General features: G+C 66.7%; 18 protein-coding genes. 3 read left to right on the plus strand and 15 right to left on the minus strand.

Features of this window, described 5'->3' with window-relative positions:
* Nucleotides 1–12 precede the first annotated feature (12 nt).
* Together HW274_RS08475 and HW274_RS08480 are read left to right on the plus strand one after the other, a co-directional pair.
* Nucleotides 13–960: an ABC transporter ATP-binding protein gene (locus tag HW274_RS08475; RefSeq protein ID WP_075254878.1), complete on the plus strand. Its 948-nt coding sequence runs from the start codon at nt 13–15 to the stop codon at nt 958–960.
* Entirely contained in the window at nt 960–2,204 is a 1,245-nt protein-coding gene (locus tag HW274_RS08480) for an ABC transporter permease (RefSeq protein ID WP_185988579.1), read from the plus strand. Before HW274_RS08475 ends, HW274_RS08480 begins: the two co-directional genes overlap by 1 nt.
* 121 nt (nt 2,205–2,325) lie before the next feature.
* On the opposite strand, the gene ndk is transcribed toward HW274_RS08480, so the two are convergent.
* The 3 genes from ndk to HW274_RS08495 all read right to left on the minus strand — a co-directional run bounded on the left by ndk (nt 2,326) and on the right by HW274_RS08495 (nt 5,649).
* A complete protein-coding gene (gene ndk / locus HW274_RS08485) occupies nt 2,326–2,766 on the minus strand; it encodes a nucleoside-diphosphate kinase (protein WP_185988580.1) in 441 nt (146 codons plus the stop codon).
* Between the two features lie 87 nt (nt 2,767–2,853).
* Entirely contained in the window at nt 2,854–3,534 is a 681-nt protein-coding gene (gene dhaL, locus HW274_RS08490) for a dihydroxyacetone kinase subunit DhaL (protein ID WP_185988581.1), read from the minus strand.
* Between the two features lie 318 nt (nt 3,535–3,852).
* Nucleotides 3,853–5,649, minus strand: coding sequence for a folylpolyglutamate synthase/dihydrofolate synthase family protein (locus HW274_RS08495; RefSeq protein WP_185988582.1), 1,797 nt, complete (start codon nt 5,647–5,649; stop codon nt 3,853–3,855).
* A 361-nt stretch (nt 5,650–6,010) separates the two neighbouring features.
* On the opposite strand from HW274_RS08495, the gene HW274_RS08500 reads away from it, so the two are divergent.
* Complete coding sequence (locus tag HW274_RS08500) at nt 6,011–7,333, plus strand: UDP-glucose/GDP-mannose dehydrogenase family protein (protein ID WP_075254873.1); 1,323 nt, start codon at nt 6,011–6,013, stop codon at nt 7,331–7,333.
* Nucleotides 7,334–7,356: 23 nt separating this feature from the next.
* On the opposite strand, the gene HW274_RS08505 is transcribed toward HW274_RS08500, so the two are convergent.
* From HW274_RS08505 to ileS, 12 genes are all read right to left on the minus strand, one after another.
* Nucleotides 7,357–8,784, minus strand: a complete 1,428-nt coding sequence (locus tag HW274_RS08505) for a lipopolysaccharide biosynthesis protein (RefSeq protein WP_185988583.1) — start codon at nt 8,782–8,784, stop codon at nt 7,357–7,359.
* Nucleotides 8,768–9,709, minus strand: coding sequence for a polysaccharide pyruvyl transferase family protein (locus HW274_RS08510; RefSeq protein WP_020991665.1), 942 nt, complete (start codon nt 9,707–9,709; stop codon nt 8,768–8,770). Before HW274_RS08510 ends, HW274_RS08505 begins: the two co-directional genes overlap by 17 nt.
* 291 nt (nt 9,710–10,000) lie before the next feature.
* Nucleotides 10,001–11,440 carry a lipopolysaccharide biosynthesis protein gene (locus HW274_RS08515; protein ID WP_185988584.1) on the minus strand — a complete coding sequence of 480 codons (1,440 nt, stop codon included), beginning with the start codon at nt 11,438–11,440 and terminating at the stop codon, nt 10,001–10,003.
* 108 nt (nt 11,441–11,548) lie between these two features.
* Nucleotides 11,549–12,655: an EpsG family protein gene (locus tag HW274_RS08520; RefSeq protein WP_003786497.1), complete on the minus strand. Its 1,107-nt coding sequence runs from the start codon at nt 12,653–12,655 to the stop codon at nt 11,549–11,551.
* A 9-nt stretch (nt 12,656–12,664) separates the two neighbouring features.
* Nucleotides 12,665–13,816, minus strand: a complete 1,152-nt coding sequence (locus tag HW274_RS08525) for a glycosyltransferase family 1 protein (RefSeq protein ID WP_075254942.1) — start codon at nt 13,814–13,816, stop codon at nt 12,665–12,667.
* Nucleotides 13,817–13,881: 65 nt separating this feature from the next.
* Nucleotides 13,882–14,664, minus strand: coding sequence for a glycosyltransferase family 2 protein (locus HW274_RS08530; protein ID WP_003786500.1), 783 nt, complete (start codon nt 14,662–14,664; stop codon nt 13,882–13,884).
* 31 nt (nt 14,665–14,695) lie between these two features.
* Entirely contained in the window at nt 14,696–15,382 is a 687-nt protein-coding gene (locus HW274_RS08535; RefSeq protein ID WP_185988585.1) for a sugar transferase, read from the minus strand.
* Complete coding sequence (locus HW274_RS08540; protein ID WP_185988586.1) at nt 15,379–16,590, minus strand: DegT/DnrJ/EryC1/StrS aminotransferase family protein; 1,212 nt, start codon at nt 16,588–16,590, stop codon at nt 15,379–15,381. The genes HW274_RS08535 and HW274_RS08540 overlap by 4 nt, the downstream gene beginning before the upstream one ends.
* Nucleotides 16,590–18,515: a nucleoside-diphosphate sugar epimerase/dehydratase gene (locus tag HW274_RS08545; protein WP_232211293.1), complete on the minus strand. Its 1,926-nt coding sequence runs from the start codon at nt 18,513–18,515 to the stop codon at nt 16,590–16,592. The genes HW274_RS08540 and HW274_RS08545 overlap by 1 nt, the downstream gene beginning before the upstream one ends.
* 693 nt (nt 18,516–19,208) lie before the next feature.
* Nucleotides 19,209–20,558 carry a polysaccharide biosynthesis tyrosine autokinase gene (locus tag HW274_RS08550; protein WP_075254939.1) on the minus strand — a complete coding sequence of 450 codons (1,350 nt, stop codon included), beginning with the start codon at nt 20,556–20,558 and terminating at the stop codon, nt 19,209–19,211.
* Nucleotides 20,559–20,809: 251 nt separating this feature from the next.
* Nucleotides 20,810–21,751, minus strand: coding sequence for an ATP-grasp fold amidoligase family protein (locus tag HW274_RS08555; protein ID WP_075254938.1), 942 nt, complete (start codon nt 21,749–21,751; stop codon nt 20,810–20,812).
* A 438-nt stretch (nt 21,752–22,189) separates the two neighbouring features.
* Nucleotides 22,190–25,549 (minus strand): isoleucine--tRNA ligase, encoded by a 3,360-nt coding sequence (gene ileS / locus HW274_RS08560; RefSeq protein WP_075254937.1) that lies wholly within the window; start codon nt 25,547–25,549, stop codon nt 22,190–22,192.
* Nucleotides 25,550–25,732 lie beyond the last annotated feature (183 nt).

Below are 25,732 nucleotides of genomic sequence, written 5' to 3' on the forward strand. Positions count from 1 at the left end.
GAAGGAGCCACGATGCTCGAACTGTCCCGCCTGTCCAAACGCTTCGGGAGCCTTCAGGCCCTGGATGATCTCTCCCTGTCCCTGGACCGCGGCGAGATCGTCGGTTTCGTCGGTTCTAACGGGGCGGGCAAGTCCACCACGATGCGCATCGTCATGGGGGTGCTCGCCGCCGACTCCGGCGCCGTGACCTGGATGGGTGCCCCGGTGGACGCCGCCATCCGACGCACCATCGGCTACATGCCCGAGGAGCGCGGCCTCTACCCCCGGATGAAGGTGGCCGAGCAGCTCGTCTACCTGGCCCGCCTCCACGGACTGTCCTCCTCCGCCGCCAAGGCGGCCGCAGACCGGTGGACCGAGCGTCTGGGCCTGGAGGGGCGCCGCGGCGACGAGGTGCAGAGCCTGTCGCTGGGCAACCAGCAGCGCGTCCAGCTGGCCGCCGCACTGGTGAGCGACCCCGAGCTGCTCATTCTCGATGAGCCCTTCTCCGGCCTGGACCCGGTGGCCGTGGACGTCATGAGCCAGGTCCTCCTGGAGCGGGCGGCCGCAGGCGTGCCCACCCTCTTCTCCTCCCACCAGCTCGACGTCGTCGAGCGCCTGTGCGACCGAGTGGTCATCATCCGCTCGGGCCGGCTCGTGGCCGACGGCACGATTCCCGAGCTGCAGGCCACTGAGACGCCCCGATGGCGAGTCGTCGTCGAGCAGGCCGCGGGGAGCCCACCGGTGCAGGCAGCCTCCTTGAACCTGCCCGCCCCAGCTGTCGAGCTCGATGATGCCGGCCGCCTGGTCATCACCGCGGCGGGAGCCGATGAGCAGGCGCTGCTGAGCGCTGCCCAGCGCCTGGGGACGGTGCGCGAGCTCGGCCCGGTGCGCCACCGGCTCACCGAGATCTTCCGAGAGGTTCTGACCACCACCTCCCACGAGGGAACCGCAGACACCAACGAGACGAAGGAGGCGCGCTGATGAGCGACCGGACCACCCCCATCACTCGCCGTCAGGAGATCGCCCTGGTCACCGGCCGGGAGCTGCGGGCGCACCTGCTGAAGAAGTCGACCATTATCTTGACCCTGGTGCTGCTCATTGCCGCCGTCGGCGGCATCGTCGGCGTCAAGCTCTACACCGCCGGCCAGGACCACGCCTATCGGGTCGGACTCAAGGGCGTGACTCTCACCCAGGCCACCGGGCTGGACAAGGTGGCCGCCTCCAACGGGGAGACGATCACGCTCGTTGATGTCTCGGCCCACCAGGCCAAGGACGTCCTGGCCGACGACGCCCCAGAGGGCACGCCGCACGTGGACATGGTCCTGGACGTCTCCGGCTCGACCCCCACCATCACGGTGGAGAAGTCGGCCGACGACGCGGTCGTCTCGGGGGTCACGGTCTACCTTCAGCAGTCGGCTCTGGGCCAGCAGATCGCGTCCTTGGGAGGCGACCCCGCTCAGGTGGCCTCTCAGCTCAGTGCCGCCAAGCCCAAGGTGAAGGCGCTCCATGCCCCTCAGCGCGATTCGGCAGAGTTCGGCTCGCGTTACGCGATCCTCATGACGATTGACGTCCTGCTGCTGTTCGCCATCATGGGCGGTGGCCAGTTCATCGCCCAGGGGGTGGTGGAGGAGAAGTCGAGCCGGATCGTGGAGATCCTCCTGGCCTGTGTGCGGCCCAGCTCGCTGCTGGCCGGCAAGATCCTGGGGATCGGCATCGCCTCGGTCCTGACCACGGGGGCCGTCGCCGTGGCCGGGGTCGTCGCCGCGAAGGCAACGGGAGTCATGCCGGACATCAGTCTCAACCTGGACGGTGTGCTCGTCGCGATGATCGTGTGGATGATCGTGGGCTACGCGATCTTCGCGGTCGCCTTCGGGGCCGCCGCCTCACTCGTGAGCCGCCAGGAGGATGTCAGCTCGGTGAGCATGCCCCTGGTCATGCTCTCGATGGTCCCTTACGTCCTGAGCTTCTTGATGGCCACCGGGGACACCAACAGTATGACCTTCCGGGTCCTGTCCTACTTACCGCCCTTCGCCCCCTTCATGATGCCGGCGCGCCTGGTGCTGGGGGTCTCTTCCTGGAGCGAGCAGCTGATCGCCCTGGGGCTCGCGCTGGTCTTCCTGCCGCTGCTGGTGCGTGTGGCGGCGGCGATCTACACCAGGGCTGTCACCCGCACCGGTGCCCGCGTGCCCCTCAAGGAGGTCCTCAGGAGGGCCGAGCAGGCCTGAGCGGGGTCTCATCGGCTCGGGCCGGCCACGTGAGACGACGATGGTGCACCTTCCCTTCTCAGGAGGCGCACCATCGTTGTCTCATGGCGGGCGTCAGGCGCCCTACGGGAGAGGCTGCGGGTCAGTCGACCAGCTCGGGGAACCAGATGGCGATCTCTCGGGCTGCGGACTCGTCGCTGTCCGAGCCGTGGACGAGGTTGAGGATGGCGGGGGTGCCCCAGTCGCGTCCCAGGTCTCCGCGGATGGTGCCGGGCGCGGCCGTGGTGGGGTCGGTGGGGCCCATGAGGCTGCGCACGCCCTCGACGACGCGCTGCCCCTCTACGACTGCAGCCACCACGTTGCCGGAGGTCATGAACTCCACGACACCAGGATAGAAAGGCTTGTCCACGTGCTCGGCATAGTGCTGGGCGAGGATCTCCTCAGTGGGGGTCAGGACCTTCAGGGCCGTCAGGGTGTACCCCTTGGCCTCGATACGACGCAGGATCTCACCGGTGAGGCGACGCTCGACGGCGTCGGGCTTGATGAGGATGAGAATGCGGCCGGCGTGGGAGGTGCTTGCCATGGGGGCTCCTTGGTGGGTTGGCATTCGAGGGACCGAATGGACCATAACGGGCCCGGGCACCTGCCCGCCATGGCGGAGCCGGTGGAGTCAGGCCTGCTCGACCAGCAGGCTCGAGGCCGCCGCGCGGTCACGGGCGGCATCGAGGGCGGCCTGAAGGATGAGTGCGGATGACTGGGCTCCGGGATCGCGGTGACCGCAGGAGCGCTCCCCCAGGAAGGAGGCCCGACCACGACGGGCCTGGAGAGGCTCGGTCTCCTGGGCCCCCGTGGCTGCGGCCTGTGCGGCTGCGGCGAGGACACCGACCTCGTCCTGCCCGCTCTCGGCGGCTTCCCTGGCGGCCACCGCCGCAGGGCGCCAGGCGTCTGCCATGGTCTTGTCCCCGCTGGCGGCGTGCCCCCGGGCCTCCAGCCCTGAGGTGGCCTCCTCCAGGGCGCGAGCCAGGTCCCCGGGCCCCCAGGCAGCGGCCTCACAGGAGCGGGCGGCCTTGAGGAAGGCCGTTCCCAGCAGCGGCCCACCGGCACCACCGACGGTGGCCATGAGTGTGGTGGCGACGAGCTTGAGGACCCCTCCGGGGCTTGCCGGAACGCCTCCGGCCTGCTGAGCGGCATCGAGCTTGGAGACCGCCGCCTTCATGCCGCGCTCCAGGTTGTCGCCGTGGTCGGCGTCTCCGATGGCTCGGTCCAGCTCGGTCAGCTCGGCGCGGTTCTCGGCGATCAGCTCGGCGACACGACGGGCCCAGTCAAGGGCCCAGGCGGCGTCTAAGGACATACTGCTTCCTTCTCGGGTCTTAGCAGGTGTTGGTTCCAGGCATGAGCGCCACGCACCCGAGGGTGAAGGACGACCATGCGGCTGTGATCGGGCTCCGCACGACCCCGATGGGGCCCGACGCGTCCTGGGAACGCCCGTGGGGTGCGCCGGAGCAAGCCGACGAGGTGCTCATCGCCCGCTCGCACTCCCATCCTCTCACGCCCCCTGCCGCCTCGCGCGCTGAGATGCCCGCAGGGCCTGCGACCAGCCCGAACGCACGTGCCACCACAGTGAGGACGAGGATTCGAGGCGCGCCGTCGCAGGAGCGGGCCGCCGCTGTCAGGGCCTGCCGAACAGGGCGCGGGCCTCGGCGGCCAAAACGACGGAGCCGACAATGAGGATTCCTGAGGCGGTCAGCGGGGCGTCATACCCCTCGGACAGGGCGACCGCCCGCTCCACCCCCTCACCGAGCTGCTGACTCACCACGACGCGGTCAGCGCCGTAGACCTCCCGGGCGATCTCGCCGAGGTCCTCGACGTCCATGGCCCGGGGTGAGTCGATGGGGACGCACACGACGGCGTCGGTCACCGGTTCCAGGCCCGCCAGGATGCCCTCGGCATCCTTATCGGCCATGACGCCCAGGACCGCGACGAGGTGCTGGAAGCCGAAGGCCTCCTCGATGGCTCCGGTGAGGGCCTCGATGCCGTGCGGGTTGTGCCCGGCGTCGACCAGGACCGTGGGCGAGGAGCGCAGCACCTCCAGACGGCCTGGGCTGGTGACGGAGGCGAAACCGTCCTCGACGATGCGCGCAGGCAGCCGGCGCCCACCGTGCACGGCCTCGGCGGCGGCCAGGGCCAGCAGGGCATTGTGGGCCTGGTACTCACCGTGCAACGGGAGGAAGGCGTCCTCGTAGACGGCCGCCGCCGTGGCGAAGGTGACCAGCTGACCGCCGACGGCGAGCTGGCGGTCGAGAACCTGCAGGACGCCGGCCTCCGGCGAGGTGGGGTCCTCCTGAGGGTCCCGCTCCCGGCGCACAACGGCCCAGTGAGAGGCCGCGGCCTGCTCGATCTCGGCAGCGGCCTCGGGAACCTGATGGGCGACGATGACCGTGGATCCGTCCTTGATGATGCCGGCCTTCTCGTGGGCGATCTCGGTGATCGACGAGCCCAGCCAGCGCTCGTGGTCTCGCCCGATCGGGGTGATGACCGCGACGTCGGAGCCGATGACGTTCGTGGCGTCCCATCGCCCGCCCAGGCCCACCTCGATGACGGCGACATCGACGGGGTAGTCGGCGAAGGCGGCCAGCGCCATGACGGCCAGGACCTCGAAGAAGGACAGGCGGGGCCCGCCTGCGGCCCGGGAGCGCTCGTCGACCATGGCGACATACGGCGCCACATCCTCCCAGGCGGCGATGAAGCCCTCCTCACTGATCGGTTCACCGTCGAGGCTGATGCGCTCGCGGATGGTGGCCAGGTGCGGGGAGGTGAAGCGGCCGGTGCGCATGCCTCCGGCGGCCAGCAGTCGCTCGGTCATGCGGGCGGTGGAGGTCTTGCCGTTGGTGCCGGTGATGTGAACGGTGCGGTAGGTGCGCTCGGGGTTGCCCAGGAGGTCGAGGACGGCCTCGACTCGTTCCAGGGAGGGCTGGACCTGATGCTCGGGTGCGCGCGCGAGGATCTCGGCCTCGACCTCGCGCATGCGGGCGGCGACCTCGACGCCGCGGGCAGCGGCTTGCAGATCGCGCAGGTGCTCGCCCTCGGAGTCGTCGGGGAGCTGCGGCTCCCAGGATTCCCAGTCGTCGGAGTCGTCGGCGTCCACCTCAGCCAGGAGCTCCTCGAGGCGATCGGTGTCACCGCCGGGGATCATGTTGGCGGCGACGAGCTCACGCAGAGCCTCGAGGTCCTCGCGGTCCTGGGCCTCGGCGTCGGCCTGTCGCTGAGCACCGGCCTCCTGAAGCTCGGAGACGGTCAGCCCCTCGGCCAGGTCGGGGGCGCCTGCGGCCTCCAGGTAGGGCAGGAGCTCGGGGTCGATACCGTCCTGGCCGAAGACGGCGTCGACGACCTCCTCCCCCGTGGCGCCCTCGGGGATGCCGAAGGCGGCGCCGGGCCTGACCTGCTTGGAGTCGTCGTCTACGGGCACTGTGCCATCCTTTACTCGACGTGACGGGTTGGGCAGAGGCTTTCTTAAGCACCCCTCCCAGCCCTAATCTAGCCGAGGCCCGAAGACTCCCGGCCACTGTCCCGTCACGACGGTCGGCAGGAGAATCACGTGAGCGCAATCTCTCACAGCAAGATCCGCGCTCGAACAACAATTTCTTCTTAAATCTTTTTTCAGAGTGCAAGCACATCCGGACAGCTTCGACAATACGACTACCATGATTGTTGTACAAAAACTCGATGAATACATCCTAATTCTCGGTGAAATATTTGAGGAATTCACCAGGGAACCCTATGGGTATAGGGGTAGACATACCCCCCACATGCCTGCCTAGGCTTCCTCCATGCGTTTGTCAGTGATTGGTTGCGGATATCTCGGTGCTGTTCACGCTGCGTCAATGGCGGAGCTCGGGCATGACGTGGTGGGCGTGGACGTCGACGCCCACAAGGTAAATCTTCTGAGTAACGGCAGGGCGCCGTTCTTCGAGCCCGAGCTGGAAGGGCTTCTGGCCCGTAACGTGGAGGCCGGACGCCTGACCTTCACTCAGGACTTCTCCGCCATTAAGGGAGCCCAGGTCCATTTCATCGGCGTGGGCACACCGCAGTCCGAGTCGGGGGCGGCGGACATGACGTACGTCGACGCAGCCGTGACCGCCATGCTCCCCCACCTGGGGCACTGCACCAGTGGCCCTGAGGTGGTCGCCGGCAAGTCCACAGTTCCCGTTGGCACCGCCGCCCGCCTGTCCCAGCTGATCGAGCCGACCGGGGCGCTGCTGCTGTGGAACCCGGAGTTCCTGCGGGAGGGCTTCGCCGTTCAGGACACGCTGCGTCCGGACCGGATGGTTTACGGCCTGCCGGAAAATCCCGACGCCGCCGGTCGCGCCCAGGAGACGATGGACGCGGTCTACGCGCAGATCCTGGCCGCTGGCACCCCGCGCCTGGTCATGGACTACGCCACCGCCGAGCTGGTCAAGATCAGTGCGAACGCCTTCCTGGCCACGAAGATCTCCTTCATCAACGCCATGTCCCAGGTCTGCGACGCCGCGGGGGCCAATGTGACGGCCCTCGCTGAGGCGATCGGCATGGATGACCGTATCGGGCGCCGGTTCCTGCGCGCCGGTATCGGCTTCGGCGGGGGTTGTCTGCCCAAGGACATCCGTGCCTTCCAGGCCCGCGCCGGCGAGCTCGGCGTCGGCGACGCGCTGGCCTTCCTCGCGGAGGTCGATCGCGTCAACGACACCATGCGCGCCGGCGTCATCCGCACCGTCGCTGAGCTCCTCGGCGAGCACACGTCGACGGCCACGGTGACGGTCCTCGGGGCTGCCTTCAAACCGGACAGCGACGACATGCGTAACTCCCCCGCTCTGGATCTCGCCGTCGAGCTGTCGGGCATGGTCGAGCGGGTTGTCGTGCACGACCCGGCCGCCGGCCCGATCCTCGCTCAGAGGACGAACCGCCCCTACGAGGTCGCCGCCTCAGCGCAGTCCGCCCTGGAGGGAACCGACCTGGTCATCATCGGCACGGAGTGGCGCGAATACCAGGATCTTGATCCCGCTCAGGCGGCCGGTCTGGCACGTAACCGCTACGTCATTGACGGACGCAACTGCCTGGATGCGCAGGCTTGGAAGGCGGCCGGTTGGAGCTACCGCGGCATCGGCCGGCGGTGAGCGGCTTGGGCGGCGCGGGCTCCTCAGCGCCGCCCAAGCCTGCCGGCGAATACTCCGGCCACGGCTCGAGCGCCGCCACCCAGTACTGACATATCGCTGGTCGCCAGGAGGATCAGGCAGGCCCAGACTGCCCCGTTCAGCCATGCGCCGCCGTCGAAGGACGTGCACACGGACATGATGCTGAGCAGCGCGAGCTGGTAGGTCAGGCGCGAACGGTCCATGGGCAGGTCGATGCGGCGCCTGAGGTCTTGTGCCCGCACTACCAGGACGAGGGCGTAGGCCACGGCTCCGGCCAGTCCGGCGCCCCACGGTCCCATGAACGGCACGAGAGCCACGCCGAGGACCACGTTGACCACCGCCCCCATCATGGTGGAGACCATGAGCATGCGACTGTTCATGAGTGCCTGGTAGAAGGTGCCGAAGAAGATGGTCATGACCCCGAAGGTCGCCGCCAGCATGAGCAGGGGGACGTAGCGCCATCCCTCGGCGAACTCGGCCTGGAGCATGACCCTGGAGATCGGCCGGTTCAGTGCGATGACCAGCCCGGCGGTCGACAGAGTGGCCAGCGAGTAGCCCCGCAGGACGGAGCCGAAGAAGGCGCCGCGGTCGGGTGAGTCGATCTCGCGGGCGGTGGAGTACTGCCAGGCCTGCTGGAAGACGGAGGCGACGATGTTGATGAGTGAGGGCATCTTGCTCGCCGCGGTGAAGAGCCCGGCAGCCGCCAGGCCGCTGCCCCACAGGACCACGTACCGGCCGGAGACGCTGACCAGCCACCACGACAGCAGATTGGGCACGAGCGGCAGGCTGTAGACGAGCATCCGGCGCAGCAGCGCCCGATCGAGCCGGAATGGAGCCAGGAGCCGGTACTCGGCCGACCCGAGGAATGCGGCAAGACCACCCACCAGGTAACCGATCGTGTACGACCACAGGTAGCCCTCGATACCTGTATGCGCGCGGACCAGGAGCAGGTAGGTGGACACCACCATGGCGAGCGCGTTGATGAGTCCGTAGGCCACGAAGCGGCGCACGTGCCCCAGACCGCGGGCGAGCTGGGTCGTGGCCTTGAAGACGCACACCGAGCAGAACAGGGCGAAGAACGCTGCCGCGTGCTCCATGTTCCACAAGACGCTGCCCAGGGCGCACGCCACCCCGGTGCAGACGACGCCGCCGCCCAGGACCACCAGGGAGTCGGCGAACAGCTCGCCCTTGGGAACGTCATCGTCAATGGAGAACCGGTAGAGGGCCTCCACGACACCAAGCGAGAGCAGTGGGAGCACAATCTCGATCGCACTGTTGAGCAGCTCGGCCGTCCCGTACTCACCGGCGGTCAGGGCGGTTGTGTACAGAGGCATAAGGACCAGGGAGACCGCCTTGACCGCCAGGCCCCCCAGGGCGAAGACCAGGGTGTTGCCCAGCAGGAGCCTCATGCGCCCCTTATGGCTTGCCGACATCGAACTGAGCCTTCCACTTCTCGATACGGTCGAAGTCCAGGCCGTGGATCGCGGTCGGCCAGGAGGACTCGATCCGGTCGGCCAGATCGGTCTCGATGGAGTCGCGCTCCACCAGCGGCAGGGAGTAGTCCTTGGCCATCTCCCGCGCGCGGTAGTCGATGGCCACGATGATGGCGCGCCGCTTGCGCTGCAGGGCGAAGATGCCCCCGTGCAGGCGGTTTCCCACGTAGTCGACGCCCCGGTCGAGCACCTCCCGGAAACCTGCCAGGCTCGGCGTGACGATCTCGACGCCGTCGGCTGCTCCCAGCGACTGCAGGTAGTCCAGGTCGTCGATGGACTGGGGCCAGAAGTGCAGTCGCGAGTAGCTCCTGCGCAGCACGTCGACCATTGCCCGGTCCTTGCGCGGGTTCGGGTGGTAGGAGGTGAGCGTGAAGACCACCTCGTCGCCCTTACTGCGGGCAATGGTCTCGCAGTGCTCAGGGGTCAGTCCCCACAGGGTGGGGCAGCCGGTGTTCCAGGCTCGCAGTCCCACCCGCTGCAGGAGATGCTTGGTGCGCTCGTCACGCACCGAGTGCACCAGGTCATGGGACAGCACCTTGCGGTAGAGGGCCCGCGTGTAGAGGTTCACCGATGAGGAGTTGGCCCCCGCACCCACGCCCAGACACACCGTGCCTGTGGCCATCCCGCAGTTGAGGTAGTTGATGTTCCATGTCGGCAGGGGCCGCAGCATATTCGTGTACAGGGCGTTGGTGCCGCACAAGAGCTTGATGTCGGCTCCTTTGAAGATGCTGAGCCGGCGCTTGGACAGCAGATACTGCGCCGGCGTGTACATCGGGGTATGGGTGGCCAGGCGCATGACATAGTTCGACGAGAACAGCTCGCGCCAGTTCATCTCAATGGATCGCCCAATGATCTCATCCCCCATATTGAGAGATCCAACAGATGTATCCAAAAGCAGAATACGCTTCATAATCTTCCCTTCTTGCATCAGCAAGATACTTCAGCTCAACCAGTCAGATCGGCCCAGCAAGGATACGCCGTGTCGACGGACCCGCTTTCCCATAGACATCACGAAAAGACAACAGGGATTATCACACTGTACAGTTAAGACAAAACGCACTGGTTGACACAAAAGCATTTTTACAAGCAGGGCAGTAAATCGTCGCTTTGCACACAGAGCCGTTATACCGCGCAGATCCTGTGCCGACACCCCGAGTCAGAGCTGGCGCATCAGTCCCCCGCTCCTGCGCCTCAGGGACTCCGTCACGGCTCGAGCACTGTTGGTGAGAACCGTGATGTCGCTGGTCGCCAGGAGGATCAGGCAGACCCAGACCACAGCAGTCAGCCATGAACCGCCGTCGAAGGACATACATGCGGTGATACTGATGAGCAGCGCGAGCTGGTAGGTGAGACGAAGGCGGTCTATCGGCAGGTTGATGCGGCGCCTGAGGTCTCTTGCCCGTACCACCAGGACAAGCATGTATGCCACCGCTCCGGCCAGGCCGGCGCCCCACGGTCCCATGAACGGCACGAGAGCCACGCCGAGGACCACGTTGACCCCCGCGCCCAGAGCGGTCGAGGCCATGAGAACACCGCTGTTCTTCAAGGCCTGGTAGAAGCTCTCGAAGAAGATGCTGATGACCCCGAAGGAGGCGACCAGCATGAGCAGGGGGACGTAGCGCCACCCCTCGGCAAACTCGGCCTGGAGCATCACCCTGGAGATCGGCCGGTTCAGTGCGATGACCAGCCCGGCGACCGTGAGGGTCGCCAGCGAGTAGCCCCTCATCACGACGCCGAAGAAGGCGCCGCGGTCGGGTGAGTCGATCTCGCGGGCGGTGGAGTACTGCCAGGCCTGCTGGAAGACGGAGGCCACGATGTTAACCAGCGCAGGCATCTTGCTCGCCGCCGTGAAGAGCCCCGCGGCCACGACTCCGCTGCCCCACAGGACCACGTACCGTCCGGAGACACTGACCAGCCACCACGAGAGCAGATTGGGCACGAGCGGCAGGCTGTAGACGAGCATCTGGCGCAGCAGGTCGCGATCAAACCTGAATGGAGCCAGGAGCCGGTACTCGGCCGACCCCAGGAAGGCAACAAGACCACCCACCAAGTAGCCGATGGTGAAGGACCACAGGTACCCCTCCACGCCCAGGTGCGCGCGGACCAGGAGCAGGTAGGTGGACACCACCATGGCGAGCGCGTTGATGAGCCCGTAGGCCACGAAGCGGCGCACGTGCCCCAACCCACGGGCGAGCTGAGTCGTGGCCTTGAAGACGCACACCGAGCAGAACAGGGCGAAGAACGCTGCCGCGTGCTCCATGTTCCACAAGACGCTGCCCAGGGCGCACGCCGCCCCAGCGCACACGACACCTCCACCCAGGACCACCAGGGAGTCGGCGAACAGCTCGTCCTTGGGAACGTCATCGTCAATGGAGAACCGATAGAGGGCCTCCACCACGCCCGCCGACAGCAGCGGCAGCACGATCTCGATCGCGCTGTTGAGCAGCTCGGCCGTCCCGTACTCACCAGCCGTCAAAGCAGTCGTGTACAACGGCATAAGGACCAGCGAGACGGCCTTGATCGCCAGGCCTCCCAGAGCGAAGACCAGGGTGTTACCCAGCAGGAATGCGATGCGGTTCTTATAGCTCGCCGGCATCGAAGTGCACCTCCCACGTCGGGCTGGCGTCGCGTCTCTCCCGCAGGCAGCCGCCATTCAGATCACCGACACCGGACCTACACGAACTCGCGGAACGGACAGATTCCATCACGGGATCCCTTTCTCGAAGACGGTTCGGTAGGGGAACAGGTGGTACCACTCGGGCCGGTACAGGAAGAAGATCGTGGAGGCTGCGAAGGCGATGATGACCAGGAGGGCGCCGATGTAGGAGCGCTCGGGCCGGCGGCCCCGCACGGTGAGGTTCACCAGACCGACGACGAAGGGCATGGTCAGGTACATCTCGAGACGGTCGACGAGGTTGAAACCCAGGGACACCGTCACCATGGCAATATCGGCAACGGCCAGTGCCAGGAGACTGCGGGTACGCCCGGAGGGGTCGTCCTCCACGGCGGCCTCCCAGCCGCAGGTGGAGGCCAGAAGTATGAGGAAGATGCGCACTACGATCAGCAGAACAGTGGCCGAGCGCACCCCGCCGTCGGCGTAGTCGCTGTTGAGGTAGTGACCGTAGTAGGCGGAGGACGCCGCAAGGGAGTTCATCACCCAGCTCAGCGACAGCATGCTGGTCCCGATGAGGGCGCCCCATTTGATCCAGTCACCGAAGGTACTCAGCCTCATGGCGGAGACGAGGTAGATAACGAGCAGGAGCAGGGCGCTGAGATGGAACTGGGAGGCGAGCGCGATGAGCAGGGCGTAGCGCAACAGCTTGCGCTCCATGAGCGCGGGGACGGCCAGCAGGAAGATCGCCACCGCAACGCTCTGTCGGGTAAAGAGTGTGAAGTCGTAGAAGGCGGATATGCCGAAGGCGAGGAGGACCGCCAGGGAGTAGTTGGCGGCGTACCGCTTGATGAACAGCACCGCTGATCCGTAGACGAACACCGAGATGATGAGCAGCAGGATGTTGAAACTGTCCGTGATGCGGCTGACCAGGTAGTTGAGTACGACATAGCCGTACTCGAAGCGGCTGACGGTGAAGGCCTCCTGGAGGGAGGTCGTCGCCTTGATCTCCTCGAAGACCCGGTGGTACTCCACCGTGTCATTGCCAACGCTGACGGCTCGCATGGAGGAGAAGGCCACGAAGGCCACGAAGGCCACGACCAGAATGACCCGTGAGCCCCGCCGACCGGCATTGCCCCGCAGCCCCAGGAGAGCTGCTGGCAGGAGAAGAGCGGCGAAGAGCGCGAAGTGAATCCACATGCTCCGCCGTCACCATTCCGCCAGCGCACGGTAACGGTGCGCCAGCCGCTCGGCTTCGTGAGTGATGTCGAAACCCGCGACGCGCGTGGCCCGCTCTCCCTCCGCCCTGCGCCGCGGGTCCCGCCCGTGGTCGAGGGCCTGGCTGACATGGTGCGCCCACTGAGGCGCCGGCATGTCCAGTGGCAGGAAGGAGACCTCCCCGATCGTGACCTCATCGGTCACCTCGTCGGAGCACACCAGCGGGAGCCCCGCGCACTGCGCCTCCACCCCCACCATCGGCAGCCCCTCGTAGAGGGAGGGCAGAAGGAACATGTCCATGGCCTGGTAGAGGTCAGGGACGTCCTTGCGGTCCCCCAGGAACAGAACGCGGTCACTCAGGCCGCGCTCGGCCACCACGGCCTCGATGCCCGGCCGTAGCGGGCCGTCGCCGATGAGCATGAGACGGGCATCGGGGCGCGCACGGAACAGCTCGGTGCACACATCGATGAGGAACCGGTGGTTCTTCTGCTCACTGAACCGTCCCACATGGCCGACGACGGGTGCCTCCCCCAGCCCCAGCCGGGAGCGCACCTCGGCACGGACCGACTCATTGAAGCGGTAGGTCTCCACGTCGATCGCGTTGGGAACCACCTCGAAGCGGCCTGAGCCGAACAGGAAGTCACCGGCCGCCCGGGAGCAGGCCAGGCGCGCGTCGGAGTAGGCCCCGATATTGCGGCAGACGAGCCAGTTGCGCAGGCTCCGCAGCCGGGAGTCGGAGTACGCCGTCGCATGGGAGTGGACGGCGAAGGACCGCACCCCGTGGCGACGGGCCACCGGGTAGAGGAAGCGCGACAGGATGGGGTCGTGCAGGTGCGCCACGGGGTACTGCCCCGCATGCTGCTCCAGCACCTGCCCCAAGGATGATCGGATGCGTCCGATATGGTTCCCGGCATCGATGACGTAGCAGCGCCCGCCCAGTGCCTCGATCTCCTCGCGATAGGTCTCGTCGGGCGTGGCGTAGCAGAAGAAGTCGAACACCACCTGCGAGCGATCCATGTGCCTGAGGTAGTTCATGAGCACGCTCATGACTCCGGAGCGCCGGGAGATTGATGAGTTGATCTGCAGGACCCGCAGGGGGCCGCCCCCAAGGTCCCGCGTGGTCGATGACTGTTCCTGGCTCATTGCCTGTCTGCCTCCGTCGGCCCCGGACCGCTCCGGGGAACTGCTCGTCCTGCTAACGCCGGTCCTCATTTCACCTTGAGGGTCTTGATGAGGACCCACACGCCGATGTGGAAGACGGAGCGGGGGACGCTGAGATGCTCGATGTCGCGGTAGAGAGTCCAGTGGTACTTGACCAGGCTCCGTTTGTTGGCCGACACCGATCCCGAGCGGAGCCGGTACCTCATGAGCACCACCGGCATCCCCCAGATGTAGGGCTCGGTGCGGAGCATGCGCAGCCACAGGGCGTCGTCGTTGCGCTTGCGGATGTTGGGCACCTCGAACTTGCCCAGGCGCGCCACGTCGTACATGACCGTGGAATTGCCCACCGGGCAGTCCAGGAGCAGGCGGTTGTAGCTGATCCTGGCCGGGCTGCGCACGATCCTGCCGGTGGGCACACCCTGCTCGTCGATCTGGGCGTAGGCGGTGCAGGACATGGCCACGTCACGCGAGGTCATGAAGTCGATCTGGCGCCTGAGCTTGTCGGGGTGCCACAGGTCGTCGGAGTCCAGGAAGGCCATGTAGCGTCCCTGGGCCAGCTCCATCGCCCGGTTACGGGCCATGGCGGCACCGCTGTTGGTCTCCAGCCGCACATACCGGATCCGCGGGTCGTCCTTGGCCAGGGCCCCCACGACATCGGTGGTGTCGTCGGTGGAGCAGTCGTCGACGACGATCAGCTCCCAGCGGGGGTGGGTCTGGGCCTGGACGGTGGCGATGGTCTCGGCGATGAAGGCGCCGCAGTTGTACGTCGGCATGATGATGGAGACCAGGTCGGAGTCCAGTTCGCGATCGTGCTCAGTACCTGCTGTCATGCTTGCTCCTTAGGTGTCGTCATTGCGCTACTCACCTGGCCACCGCCAGGACGGTCCTCAGCGCGATCGACAGATCTCGTCCGATGCTGAAGTTCTGGACGTCACGCAGGTTGAGGCGCATCTTGGCCGGCAGGACCTGAGTGAGGTAGGCGTCCTGGCCCGGCGGGGCGGCCGCCAGGATCTCGGCCTCGTCCTTGAACTCGATGGAGGCCGTGGAGGTAACTCCGGCGGGCAGCAGCAAAGTGGCCCGCATCTGCGGGGTGTACTGCTGGACGTACTCGGGCACCTCCGGCCTGGTCCCCACGAAGCTCATCGTGCCGCGCAGGATGTCGATGAGCTGACTGATCTCATCGAGCCGGTAGCGGCGCAGCACCGCTCCGACCTTGGTGACCCGGGGGTCGTTGCCCCGGGTGATCTGGTCGCCGGGGTCTGCCGGCCGGTGCGTCATGGTGCGGAACTTGACGATCCGGAACTCGCGTCCGAACTGGGTGACCCGCCGTTGGCGGAAGAACACCGGTCCGGGCGAGTCCAGCTTGATGAGGGCCGCCAGGATGATGAACAGCCACCCGAGCAGCACCATCAGGATCGTCGCTCCGACGACGTCGAGCAGGCGCTTGAGCCACAGCTGGACTCCGCGTCGGGCCAGTGCGTCGTAGTAGGGGCGGACCTCCTCGGTGCGCAGGGAGGCCGGCAGCTCCTCCCAAGGCGGCATCGTCATGAGCGGCCCATCGCCGCGAGCGTCTCGAGCGCACAGCTGATGACGTAGTCGACCTGCTCGTCGGTCAATGAGGTGTGCAGAGGCAGACTCACCTCACTGGCGTAGAGGGCGTAGGCCTGTGGGAAGTCCTCAATGGAGAAGCCGAGGTCGCGGTAGGCGCTCAGCAGGGGCAGCGGCTTGTAGTGGACGTTGCAGGCCACGTCCGCGCGCGCCATGCGTTCGATGAACTCGTTGCGCGCCTCCTCCCCCAGGCCCGGCAGGTTCGCCAGGTAGAGGTGCCCGGAGGAGACGCTCCCGTCCTCGTAGTGCCGCAGCGATGTCACGCCCGCCGGCGCCAGGGCCTGGTCGTAGCGGGTGATGATCTGGCGCCGACGCTCGAGCATCGAGTCGTAGCGGGTCATCTGCGCCAGGCCGATCGCGGCGCACACGTCGGTCATGTTGCACTTGTAAGCGGGGCTGACGACGTCGTACTCCCAGGCCCCCAGGCGGGTCTTGGACAGGGCGTCCTTGCTCTGGCCGTGCAAGGACAGCAGCATGTACTGGCGGTAGAGCTCCTCGTCCAGGCCCAGCTCCGGCCTCCACGTGACGGCGCCGCCCTCCGCGGTGGTCAGGTTCTTCACGGCGTGGAAACTGAAGGTGGTGAAGTCGGCGGCACTGCCCGAGGGTGTGCCGTCGCGCCGGGCACCGAAGCTGTGGGCGCCGTCGGCGACGAGGGCGACACGTCCCAGCGCCTCCTGGACCGCCCCTGCCGGTGCGAACAGGTGGCTGTGGGCGTCGACGACCGCGCGCAGCGCCGGGTAGTCGCACATGCGCCCACCGATGTCGACCGGGATGACGGCCTTGGTCCGCGGGGTGATGGCGGCCTCCAGGGCGCCGGGGTCCAGCCCGTAGCCGCCGTCGGCCTGGCCGGCATCGACGATCACGGGGGTGGCGCCCACATGAACGATCGGGGAGGCAGAGGCCGTGTAGGTGTAGGCCGGGACGATGACCTCGTCTCCGGGACCGATGCCCAGGACCCGAAGGGTCAGCTCCAGCGAGGCGGTCGCGGAGTTCAGGCAGGCGGCCCGGGTGGTTCCACAGCGCTGCGCCACCTGCTTCTCCAGGGTCTTGGTGCGCGGTCCGGTGGTGATCCAGCCAGAGCGCAGTGCATCCACCACTTCCTGGCACTCGGCGTCGGTGATGTCTGGAGGCGAGAAATCAACACGCATCAGTCAGCTGTCCTCACTGTTGGCGACGGATTCGTACTGTTGTCAAAACGTGGGTGATAGGTGGGCACCGCGCGAGCGAGCTCCCGCTTGATCTGCTCTCCGCCCTGGGGCAGGCAGGCCATGAGCCGAGCGATCTTGTCCTCCACCTCCAGCCTGGTGGGAGGCGGTGCCGTGGAGACGAGGATCGAGGGGTTCTGCGTGGGGTGCAGATCCTCGTCGTGCATCTGCAGCTCCTCGTAGAGCTTCTCGCCAGGACGCAGCCCGGTGAAGACGACCTCGATGTCACGCCCCACCCGCAGGCCCGAGAGCTTGATGAGGTTGACGGCCAGGTCGTAGATCCGCACGGGCTTGCCCATCTCCAGGATGAAGATCTCTCCAGCCTGGGCCATGGAGCCGGCGGTGATGACCAGCTGGGCCGCTTCGGGGATCGTCATGAAGTAGCGGGTGATGTCGGGGTGGGTGACAGTCAGCGGCCCACCTGATCTGAGCTGGCGCCTGAACAGCGGGATGACCGAGCCGTGGCTGCCGAGCACGTTGCCGAAGCGCACGGCGGCGAAGACGGTGGAGCGGCTCGTCTGGGCCAGGGCCTGGATCTCCAGCTCGCACAGCCGCTTGGTGGCCCCCATGACGTTGGTGGGGTTGACCGCCTTGTCGGTGGAGACCAGGATGCAGTGGCTGCAGCCGAGCTCCTCCGCCAGACGGCAGACGACCCAGGTGCCCAGCACGTTGTTCTCCACGGCCTCACGGGCGTTGTCCTCCATGAGCGGCACGTGCTTGTGGGCCGCCGCGTGGAAGACGACCTTGGGCCGGTACCGCTGGAAGCAGTCGCGGACGATGCGCTCGTTGGTCACTGAGCCGATGACGACCGAGAGCGTCACTCCCAGCTCGGTTGCCTTGGGCTGCATCTCGTGGAGCAGCTCGTAGGCCGTGTTCTCGTAGACGTCGAAGATGATGATCTGGCTGGGCCGGGCCTCGATGAGCTGACGGACCAGCTCAGAGCCGATGGAGCCACCACCGCCGGTGACCAGGACGACCTGGTCGCGCACGTACCCCATCCCTGTGGAGTCGAAGGCGACCTCGTCACGGGAGAGCAGCTCGGAGATCTCGACCTCCCGCAGTGCGATCCGCCCGTCATCCTGCTGGGCCAGGTCCCGTACGTTCGGGAGGGTGAGGATCCTCAGGCCCGTTGTCAGGCAGATGGACAGGATGCGCTGACGCTCGGAGGCCAGCGCCGAGGGGCAGGCCAGGACAATCTGCTCGGCCCGGCACTCCTGGGCGATGCGGGGGATGTCGTCACACGCGCCGTAGACCTTGACGCCGTGGACGTGGCGACCGTGCTTGGTCATGTCGTCGTCGACCAGGGCCACCGGTTCTCCGCACATGTCCTCGTCCCCCAGGTGCATGCGCTTGATGGTCAGAGAACCGGTCTGCCCGGCTCCCACGATGAGGGTACGGGGCCGGGGACCCGGCTCACCTGCGCGAGCGCTGCGCTGGGCGCGGCTGTGCCACAGCGCCCGGACGGCGAGGCGAGTCCCTGCAGTCATGATGACGAGCAGCGCCCAGGCCATGACGTAGGAACGCACGGACAGCCCGCCATCGAAGGCCAGGGAGAAGAGCAGATCGCCGCAGATCGAACCGACGACGGTCGCGTACAGAATCCTCAGCGCCTCCGCCATCGAGGCGTAGCGCCACAGGCTGTTGTACATCTTGAAAGTGGCGAAAACGCCCACGTTGACGATACCGAGCACCCCGACGGCCAGGAGGCCGCCGGTCGCCCCCGTGGCGGTCGCCCACTTCGTGGTCCCCCAGGCCGCGGAGTACAGCGCCACATACGTGGCCAGGAAGTCGACGACCATCAGGGCGACCGGCTCGAGCCGGCACAGGGCGAAGCCTCCGCGCTGCGCGCCGCAGTCCGACGGTCTCACGGGCGCTGAGCCCGGTGCCGAAGGGGCGCCCGCGGTGGCACCCCCCGGCACTGCGAGGGATCGTGCGGGCTGAGGCGCGCCAGGGCGGCTCACCTCGGTACTGCGCTCATCACGGCCAGTGGTGCCATGGGAGTCCTGACGTGCATCAGTCATGAGTCGTCACGCTCCATTGAGCCTGCTGACGAGCATGGGACATACCGCCTGAGAGTGAGGAACTCCGATCAAGCGTTTGACGCTGGCAGGAGCGACAGATTTCAAATGTCATCAGGATTTCAATCTGTATATGGGCGAGCAGGTTTCACTGCTTCGCGGGACGGACTTGGGGATGCGGCTCCTACTGCTCAACAGGAGGAAACGGCACAGAAAAGGGCATACGGAACCCATTGAACCATCACTATTAGATTCCGTATTTAATGCTCAGCATTAATCTAACACCAAGAGTCACCGATTGGAAGATTTTGACGAGATTATACGTCAATCATCGTTTACCAACAGATCCACTTCGGTGCAATGGTATAAATCCACAGGCCGCTGAACCCGAGAGCATGAAGCGTCAAGATTCATTACAGCAGGAACCCGGAGCGCACACCTCACCGACTAACGTCAGTGCGGCCACAAGGTAACATTTGAATAAACGTCCTTGACGTCACGACTCGGCTCTCTGCGCAGGTGCCGCGCGCTGAGAAAGAAGGGTTAGACGGTTGCGCTCTCCGCATGAGTGACGCCGGCCTGGACACTCCGACTACCGCGCCCAGGATCGGACACGTTGGTGAGCACCACGCCGAGCATGTGCCCGCCTCCCTGCCCCACGGCCAGTGCCGCCTCGCGAAGCTCTTCGGCAGACGTGCGCCCGGCTCGCGCCACGAGGAGGACTCCACCGGCATACTCGGCCAGCACCACGGCGTCGGTGAAACGGCACACCGGAGGCGCATCGATAATCACGATGCGGTCTGCGGCCAGATGATGCAGGAGGTCGCTCATGTTGCGGCCGCCGAGCAGCTCAGAGGGGTTCCCGGGCATGTCGCCGGCAGGCAGGAGCTCCAGACCCGGCACCTCGCCTTCGACCAGGACCTGGCTGAGACGAGCCGTTCCGACCAGGACCTCCGCGAGTCCTGGGGCGCCCGGGGCGCCGACAGCACTTGGCGAGCGCAGGTCTCCCCCGACCAAGACGACCCGATGACCGGACAGAGCCAGGACCCGCGCCAGGCCGGCAGCCGTCGTCGAGGCCCCTTCCCGCGGACCAGCAGAGGTGACGACCACGACCTGCCGAGCCCCGTGAGACAGGGCGTGAAGCACGTTGGTGCGAGTGGCCCGAAGCCGTTCCTCGACCTCCGTCTGCGCACCACGCCCCAGTCGCAGAGGCGACGGATCCTTCGGCAGGACACCGAGCACGGGCGCTGACAGGGCCTTGCGCACATCCTCAGGCCCCTTGAGGCTCTTATCGAGCAGTTCCTGGACGAGAATCCACACGTACCCCAGAACCAGCCCGGCCAGCAGCCCCACCCCCACGCAGGTGACCAGGGCGGGGGACCGAGTGGCACTCACCAGCTCGGCGGAGGACAGCAGGGAGATCTTCACCGGAGAATCACTGCCCTCCAGCTCAGTCACCTCTTCGGCCGTCTGACGGACGACCTCATCGGCCAGAACCTGAGCCTGACGCGAGGTGGAGGCCTCCACGGAGACCTGCACCGACACTGTCTCAGGCGTCCGCGTCGCCGACACCGAGGAGGCCAGCTCCTCCGGGGTGACATCCAGCTTGAGGGACTCGATCACGCGCTGGGCGACCGCCTCCGAGGTGAAGACCGGAACGGCGGACTCGGCCTTCAAGTCGGCGAGCTGTGCCGCGTTGTAGTGGGACTGCGTGTTCAGCCCCGGGTCCCCGCCCACCTCCACGTGTAGGTAGGCCTGAGCCGTCGCCGTATAGGAACTCGGCGTCACGAAAGCGAACGCTACTGACAAAAGTACGCAGATCACGATCGCCAGCGCGAGAGATCCGAAACGTCGACGAGTTAGATGAAGAAGGTCCTCGAGCGTCATCCGCATACCACCTGTCGTTATTCAGGACTGATAGGACACAGCACTCACCAACATGAAGCGACAGTCAGGAAACCCCACGAAGGAGCGCCAGAATTAATGACACAGACAGTAACACGCAAGAGCCCGAAGAGGGCAAGTAACCGACGGATTTAATGAGAAAGCCCTCATGCACATCGAGAGACTTGAGAGGTCTCACTCACCGAGCGCGACGATCTTCGTAGAAAATCTACAGACACCATCCCCTGAGTGTTAAACCATCACAGTATGACACCCTTAAACGACTTCTTCTCGGGAAGGACGATTCGATCACCGAATATACGGTTGTAGCGAGCGGGAGCAAATTCAGACAACCCATCGGCGTCGGTGAAGGTGATCTCACCAAAGTAGACGCGTCCCCGCACCTCATAGAAGTCAATGCGCGCGCAGGCGAACCCCTTCCCGAGCCTGCTGGCCAGCTGGAGCATGGTCTCCAGGCCGCTCGGCGGGGGAACGTCCGGGGCGCGAACAGCCTCGCAGGTGTACTCGAAGGGGGCTCGGGTCCAGTCCGGCAGGTAAGTCCCCCGCATCGCGCGCCCCGCACGCCTGTCCACAGTGAAGGCGAACTGGACGACGCCGTCGAACACCATGAACTTGTAGTCCCGCAGCCCCCCTGTGCCATCACGCAGGAAGCGCTCGCACACGATGCGCGGCTCGCAGTACTCGTAGTGCAGTTCGAAACCGCCCTTCATCGCCTGACGCAGGCCGAGCCACTCCCCGAGGCGTCGACGGGCCCACTCCTCATCAAGAGCGCTCTTGTTCGGCACGAGGATGTTCCACCCCGAGCCGTGCGTGGCTTTGAGCGCGAAGCTGCTCGGCAGGGAGGCGAAGTCGATCTCGTCAGGTGAGTCCCACACACCCAGCAGGGGTACGAGGTACTCCTCCCCCACCGTGTCGGCGACCCACTCGCGCACCAGGAACTTGTCCGCCAGACGCCCTTTGAGGGGTGTGGAGTCATAGAGCTTGAGCCAGTGAATCTTCTCAGTCATGGTGCGCGGCGCCTCCAAGTGGCAGGGCCGGCCCTTGAAGAGCCAGTACCAGTGCTTGAGGGCTGCACGGTACTGGGGCGGCGACAGGTGACAGTTGCGATGGTAGATCGCCTGCTTCAACCACCCCTGAGCCGGCGGGGGAAGAACTGCTTCTGCAGCACCCTTGATACTCATCGTCCGTACCTCTCACAACCAAGGCCACCAGCGAGCCTGCTCCAGGGAGAAAGCTGCGCACGACGTTTCCCCTACCGCCGTCATGGCGGTAGGAAGCATGCTGACCGGGAGATGGGAGAGGCGAACCGCGGGAGGAGGAGCACCGTTGCTCAACCAGGTCCTGGTGGCTGAGCAACGGAATTATTCTGCATCACACCTCAGGTAATAGGAAAGTTAACCGACCGGCGTGTCGGATCGGCTTCGCGTCGCCGTGCGCAGCGCCCCTCCCGGCAGCTCATCACCACGATGTCATCACTGGGCTGGGGCGGGAGAACCTCAGCTCGCCTCTCTCCCGAGTGACGCACTCCCGGCTCTCCGACCTGGATGCAGGAGTGGGGTCGGCCAGACCGAGCTCATCGGTCTGGCCGACCCCACGACGCAGCCTGTTCGGCGGCTAGTTCAGCTCTCCCTTACATCGGCGACCTTCTCAACCGTGGCGGTGGGCTCCTTCACGGCCGGGTCAGCCACGACGGAGGCGTCCACGCAACCGACCTCACGCTTGATGAGGTCCAGGTGGGCACCGGTCCAGGCGTCCTTGTCCTGCGGAACCCTCAGCTCCAGGCGGATCCGGTCCCCCACGTGCAGGCCGGCGGCCTTGCGCTCGTCCTGGACCAGACGCACCAGGTCGCGGGCCCAGCCCTCGGCCTCCAGGGCGTCGTCGAGGGCGGTGTCCAGGACCACGAAGGCCCCCGAGGGCAGCATGGTGGCGGCCAGGGAGTCGTCGTCGACCTCGATGCGGGTGGTCAGTGTGAAGGCGGAGTCCTCCGCCTCCAGGACTACGGGGGCGCCATCGAGCAGGACGTCGTTGAAGCGCACGTCACCGTCCTCGGTGAGCTCCCACTGGCCCGCCTTGACGGCGGCGAAGAGCTTGGAGGTGAGCTTGCGGACTTCGGGGCTGAAGGCGCGCGGGTTGAGGGCCAGGTCCGTTCGGGCCTCGTAGCCGGCGGACTCGGCGTCCATGACCCGTACCTCCTTGACGTTGACCTCCTCGGCCACGAGCTCGCGGAAGGGGGCCAGCCCGGCCGGGTCGGCCGTGGCGATGGTCAGGCTGCGAAGCGGCTGGCGAACGCGCAGCTTCTCGGCCTTGCGCAGGCTCAGGGCGGCCGAGACCGCGGCTCGGGCCTCATCCATGGCTGCCACGAGCTCGGCGTTGGCGACGTGGCTGGGCAGCACGGGCCAGTCGGTCAGGTGCACGGAGCGCCCACCGGTCAGGCCCCGCCAGATCTCCTCGCTCACCAGCGGCGCCAGCGGCGCCATGACCTCGGTGAGCACCCTCAGCACGGTGGCCAGGGTGTCGAAGGCGGCCGTCTCGCCGTCGGTGAAGCGCTGACGCGAGGTGCGCAGGTACCAGTTGGTGAGCACGTCGAGGAAGTCGCGGATCGTGGCGCAGGCCCCGGTGATGTCGTAGCCGTCCATCTGGGCGGCCACCGTCTCGGTCAGGTCCTTGGTACGGGCCAGGACGTAGCGGTCCATGACGTGCAGGCCGCCGTGCTTGGCGAACAGGCTCGCGTCGTCCAGGTCGACGCCGCTCGTGACGTAGCCGGACTGACCCACCTGGCCCGCGTAGAGGGCGAAGAAGTACCAGGTGTTCCACAGCGGCAGCACCACCTGGCGCACGGTGTCGCGGATGGCCTTGTCGGTCACCACGAGGTTGCCTCCGCGCATGACCGGCGCCGAGAGCAGGAACCAGCGCATGGCGTCAGCCCCGTCACGGTCGAAGACCATGGAGACGTCCGGGTAGTTGCGCAGCGACTTGCTCATCTTGGCCCCGTCGTTGCCCAGGAGGATGCCGTGGGAGACACAGGAGGTGAAGGCGGGCCGGTCGAACAGCGCGGTGGCCAGGACGTGCAGGGTGTAGAACCAGCCGCGGGTCTGGCCGATGTACTCCACGATGAAGTCGCCCGGGTAGTGCGACTCGAACCACTCGACGTTCTCGAAGGGGTAGTGCACCTGGGCAAAGGGCATCGAGCCGGACTCGAACCAGCAGTCCAGGACGTCGGGGATGCGGCGCATCATGGACTTGCCCGTGGGGTCGTCGGGGTTGGGCCGCACGAGGGTGTCGATGAAGGGGCGGTGCAGGTCGGTGACCTTGACACCGAAGTCGCGCTCGAGCTCGGCGTAGGAGCCGTAGACGTCGGTGCGCGGGTAGTCGGGGTTGTCGCTGACCCACACCGGGATGGGCGCGCCCCAGAAGCGGTTGCGGGAGATCGACCAGTCGCGCGCGTTCGCCAGCCACTTGCCGAAGATGCCGTCCTTGATGTGGCCGGGGTACCAGTCGATGTCCTGGTTGAGCTCGACCATGCGGTCGCGGATCGCCGAGACGCGCACGAACCAGGAGGAAACGGCCTTGTAGATGAGCGGCTTGCGGCAGCGCCAGCAGTGCGGGTAGGAGTGCACGTAGGAGGCCTGGCGTACCAGGACGGCGCGCCGGCTCTCGTCGCGGCGGGCCAGGGGGCCGGTGCCGTCGCGCAGGTCGGCGACGATGGGCTTGTTGGCCTCGAAGACCTGCAGCCCGGCATAGTCGCGGATCTCCTCGGTCAGGCAGCCGCCGTCGTCGACGGGCACGACCGTCTCGATGCCGGCCTCGGAGCAGGCGATCATGTCGTCCTCACCGAAGGCCGAGGCCATGTGCACCAGGCCGGTTCCGTCGGAGGTGGTCACGAAGTCCGCGGCGATGATCTGCCAGGCCTTCGGCCCGGGCGCGGCGCCCTCGGCCCGGTGGGCGGCGTCGTCGAAGTAGTCGAAGATCGGGTGGTAGCGCCGCCCGACCAGGTCGGCCCCGGTGCAGGCGGCCAGCACCTGCGGGGCCTCGCCGAGCTCGCGGGCGTAAGAGCCCAGCAGGTCCTTCGCGATAACGACGTCCTGGCCGGCCACCGGCGAGTCGAGGTCCTCGTCGACGTGGACGGTCACGTACTCGACGTCGGGTCCCACGGCGATGGCCACGTTGGAGGGAAGCGTCCAGGGGGTGGTGGTCCAGATGAGGACCAGCTCGGGGCGTTCGGCGCCCTGGCGCAGCGGCTCCTCCAGGCGCAGGCCCACCGTGACCGTGTTGTCCTGGCGGTCCTGGTAGACGTCGTCGTCCATCTTGAGCTCGTGGTTGCTCAAGGGGGTGCGGTCGTGCCAGCAGTAGGGCAGGACGCGGTAGCCCTGGTAGGCCAGACCCTTGTCCCACAGCTGCTTGAAGGCCCACAGCACCGACTCCATGTAGTCGGGGTCGAGGGTCTTGTAGTCGTTGTCGAAGTCGACCCAGCGGGCCTGGCGGGTGACGTAGTCCTCCCACTCCTTGGTGTAGCGCAGGACGGAGCTACGGCACTCCTCGTTGAACTTCTCGATGCCGATGCCGCCGGGGCGGGTGATCTCGGTGACGTCGTCGATGCCGAGCAGGCGCTGGGCCTCGAGCTCGGCGGGCAGGCCGTGGGTGTCCCAGCCGAAGCGGCGCTCGACGCGCTTGCCGCGCTGGGTCTGGTAGCGCCCGACGGCGTCTTTGACGTAGCCGGTCAGCAGGTGGCCGTAGTGGGGCAGGCCGTTGGCGAAGGGCGGGCCGTCGTAGAAGACGAACTCGTCGCAGGGCTCGGCGCGGTTGTCGATGGAGGCCTGGAAGGTGCCGTCGGCCTTCCAGTAGGCCAGGACGTCCTCCTCAATGGCGGGGAAGGAGGGCGAGGGGTCGATCTGCTCCCCCGGGCGGTGCAGGGGGTAGAAGGCGGCGCCGGTCGGCTCGCTGCCGTCGGCGGTGGTGCTGTCAGCCATCTTCTCAGCCATCGCGGTGTGCTCTCGTCTCACTCGTTCCTGCCGCCTCGGGCGGGTGCCCGGGGCCTGACGAGGACGACGTCGGCTCCCGACCGGGGCTGGTGCCCGGCTGGTGCCGCACCGCGGTACCACCTCGCTTGCCGTGCTGCGCGTCCCGAGAGGGACGGCGTGCGCGACCGCTTCGTTTCCAGCTGT

The organism is Actinomyces sp. oral taxon 169 (assembly GCF_013394715.1).
Lineage (GTDB): Bacteria > Actinomycetota > Actinomycetes > Actinomycetales > Actinomycetaceae > Actinomyces.

Excerpts from the sequence above, each read along its gene's own strand:
- HW274_RS08475 (WP_075254878.1), top strand. The coding sequence starts at position 13 with ATGCTCGAACTGTCCCGCCTGTCCAAACGCTTCGGGAGCCTTCAGGCC.
- HW274_RS08480 (WP_185988579.1), top strand. The coding sequence starts at position 960 with ATGAGCGACCGGACCACCCCCATCACTCGCCGTCAGGAGATCGCCCTG.
- ndk (WP_185988580.1), bottom strand. The coding sequence starts at position 2,766 with ATGGCAAGCACCTCCCACGCCGGCCGCATTCTCATCCTCATCAAGCCC.
- dhaL (WP_185988581.1), bottom strand. The coding sequence starts at position 3,534 with ATGTCCTTAGACGCCGCCTGGGCCCTTGACTGGGCCCGTCGTGTCGCC.
- HW274_RS08500 (WP_075254873.1), top strand. The coding sequence starts at position 6,011 with ATGCGTTTGTCAGTGATTGGTTGCGGATATCTCGGTGCTGTTCACGCT.
- HW274_RS08505 (WP_185988583.1), bottom strand. The coding sequence starts at position 8,784 with ATGTCGGCAAGCCATAAGGGGCGCATGAGGCTCCTGCTGGGCAACACC.
- HW274_RS08510 (WP_020991665.1), bottom strand. The coding sequence starts at position 9,709 with ATGGGGGATGAGATCATTGGGCGATCCATTGAGATGAACTGGCGCGAG.
- HW274_RS08515 (WP_185988584.1), bottom strand. The coding sequence starts at position 11,440 with ATGCCGGCGAGCTATAAGAACCGCATCGCATTCCTGCTGGGTAACACC.
- HW274_RS08520 (WP_003786497.1), bottom strand. The coding sequence starts at position 12,655 with ATGTGGATTCACTTCGCGCTCTTCGCCGCTCTTCTCCTGCCAGCAGCT.
- HW274_RS08525 (WP_075254942.1), bottom strand. The coding sequence starts at position 13,816 with ATGAGCCAGGAACAGTCATCGACCACGCGGGACCTTGGGGGCGGCCCC.
- HW274_RS08530 (WP_003786500.1), bottom strand. The coding sequence starts at position 14,664 with ATGACAGCAGGTACTGAGCACGATCGCGAACTGGACTCCGACCTGGTC.
- HW274_RS08535 (WP_185988585.1), bottom strand. The coding sequence starts at position 15,382 with ATGACGATGCCGCCTTGGGAGGAGCTGCCGGCCTCCCTGCGCACCGAG.
- HW274_RS08540 (WP_185988586.1), bottom strand. The coding sequence starts at position 16,590 with ATGCGTGTTGATTTCTCGCCTCCAGACATCACCGACGCCGAGTGCCAG.
- HW274_RS08550 (WP_075254939.1), bottom strand. The coding sequence starts at position 20,558 with ATGCGGATGACGCTCGAGGACCTTCTTCATCTAACTCGTCGACGTTTC.
- HW274_RS08555 (WP_075254938.1), bottom strand. The coding sequence starts at position 21,751 with ATGAGTATCAAGGGTGCTGCAGAAGCAGTTCTTCCCCCGCCGGCTCAG.
- ileS (WP_075254937.1), bottom strand. The coding sequence starts at position 25,549 with ATGGCTGAGAAGATGGCTGACAGCACCACCGCCGACGGCAGCGAGCCG.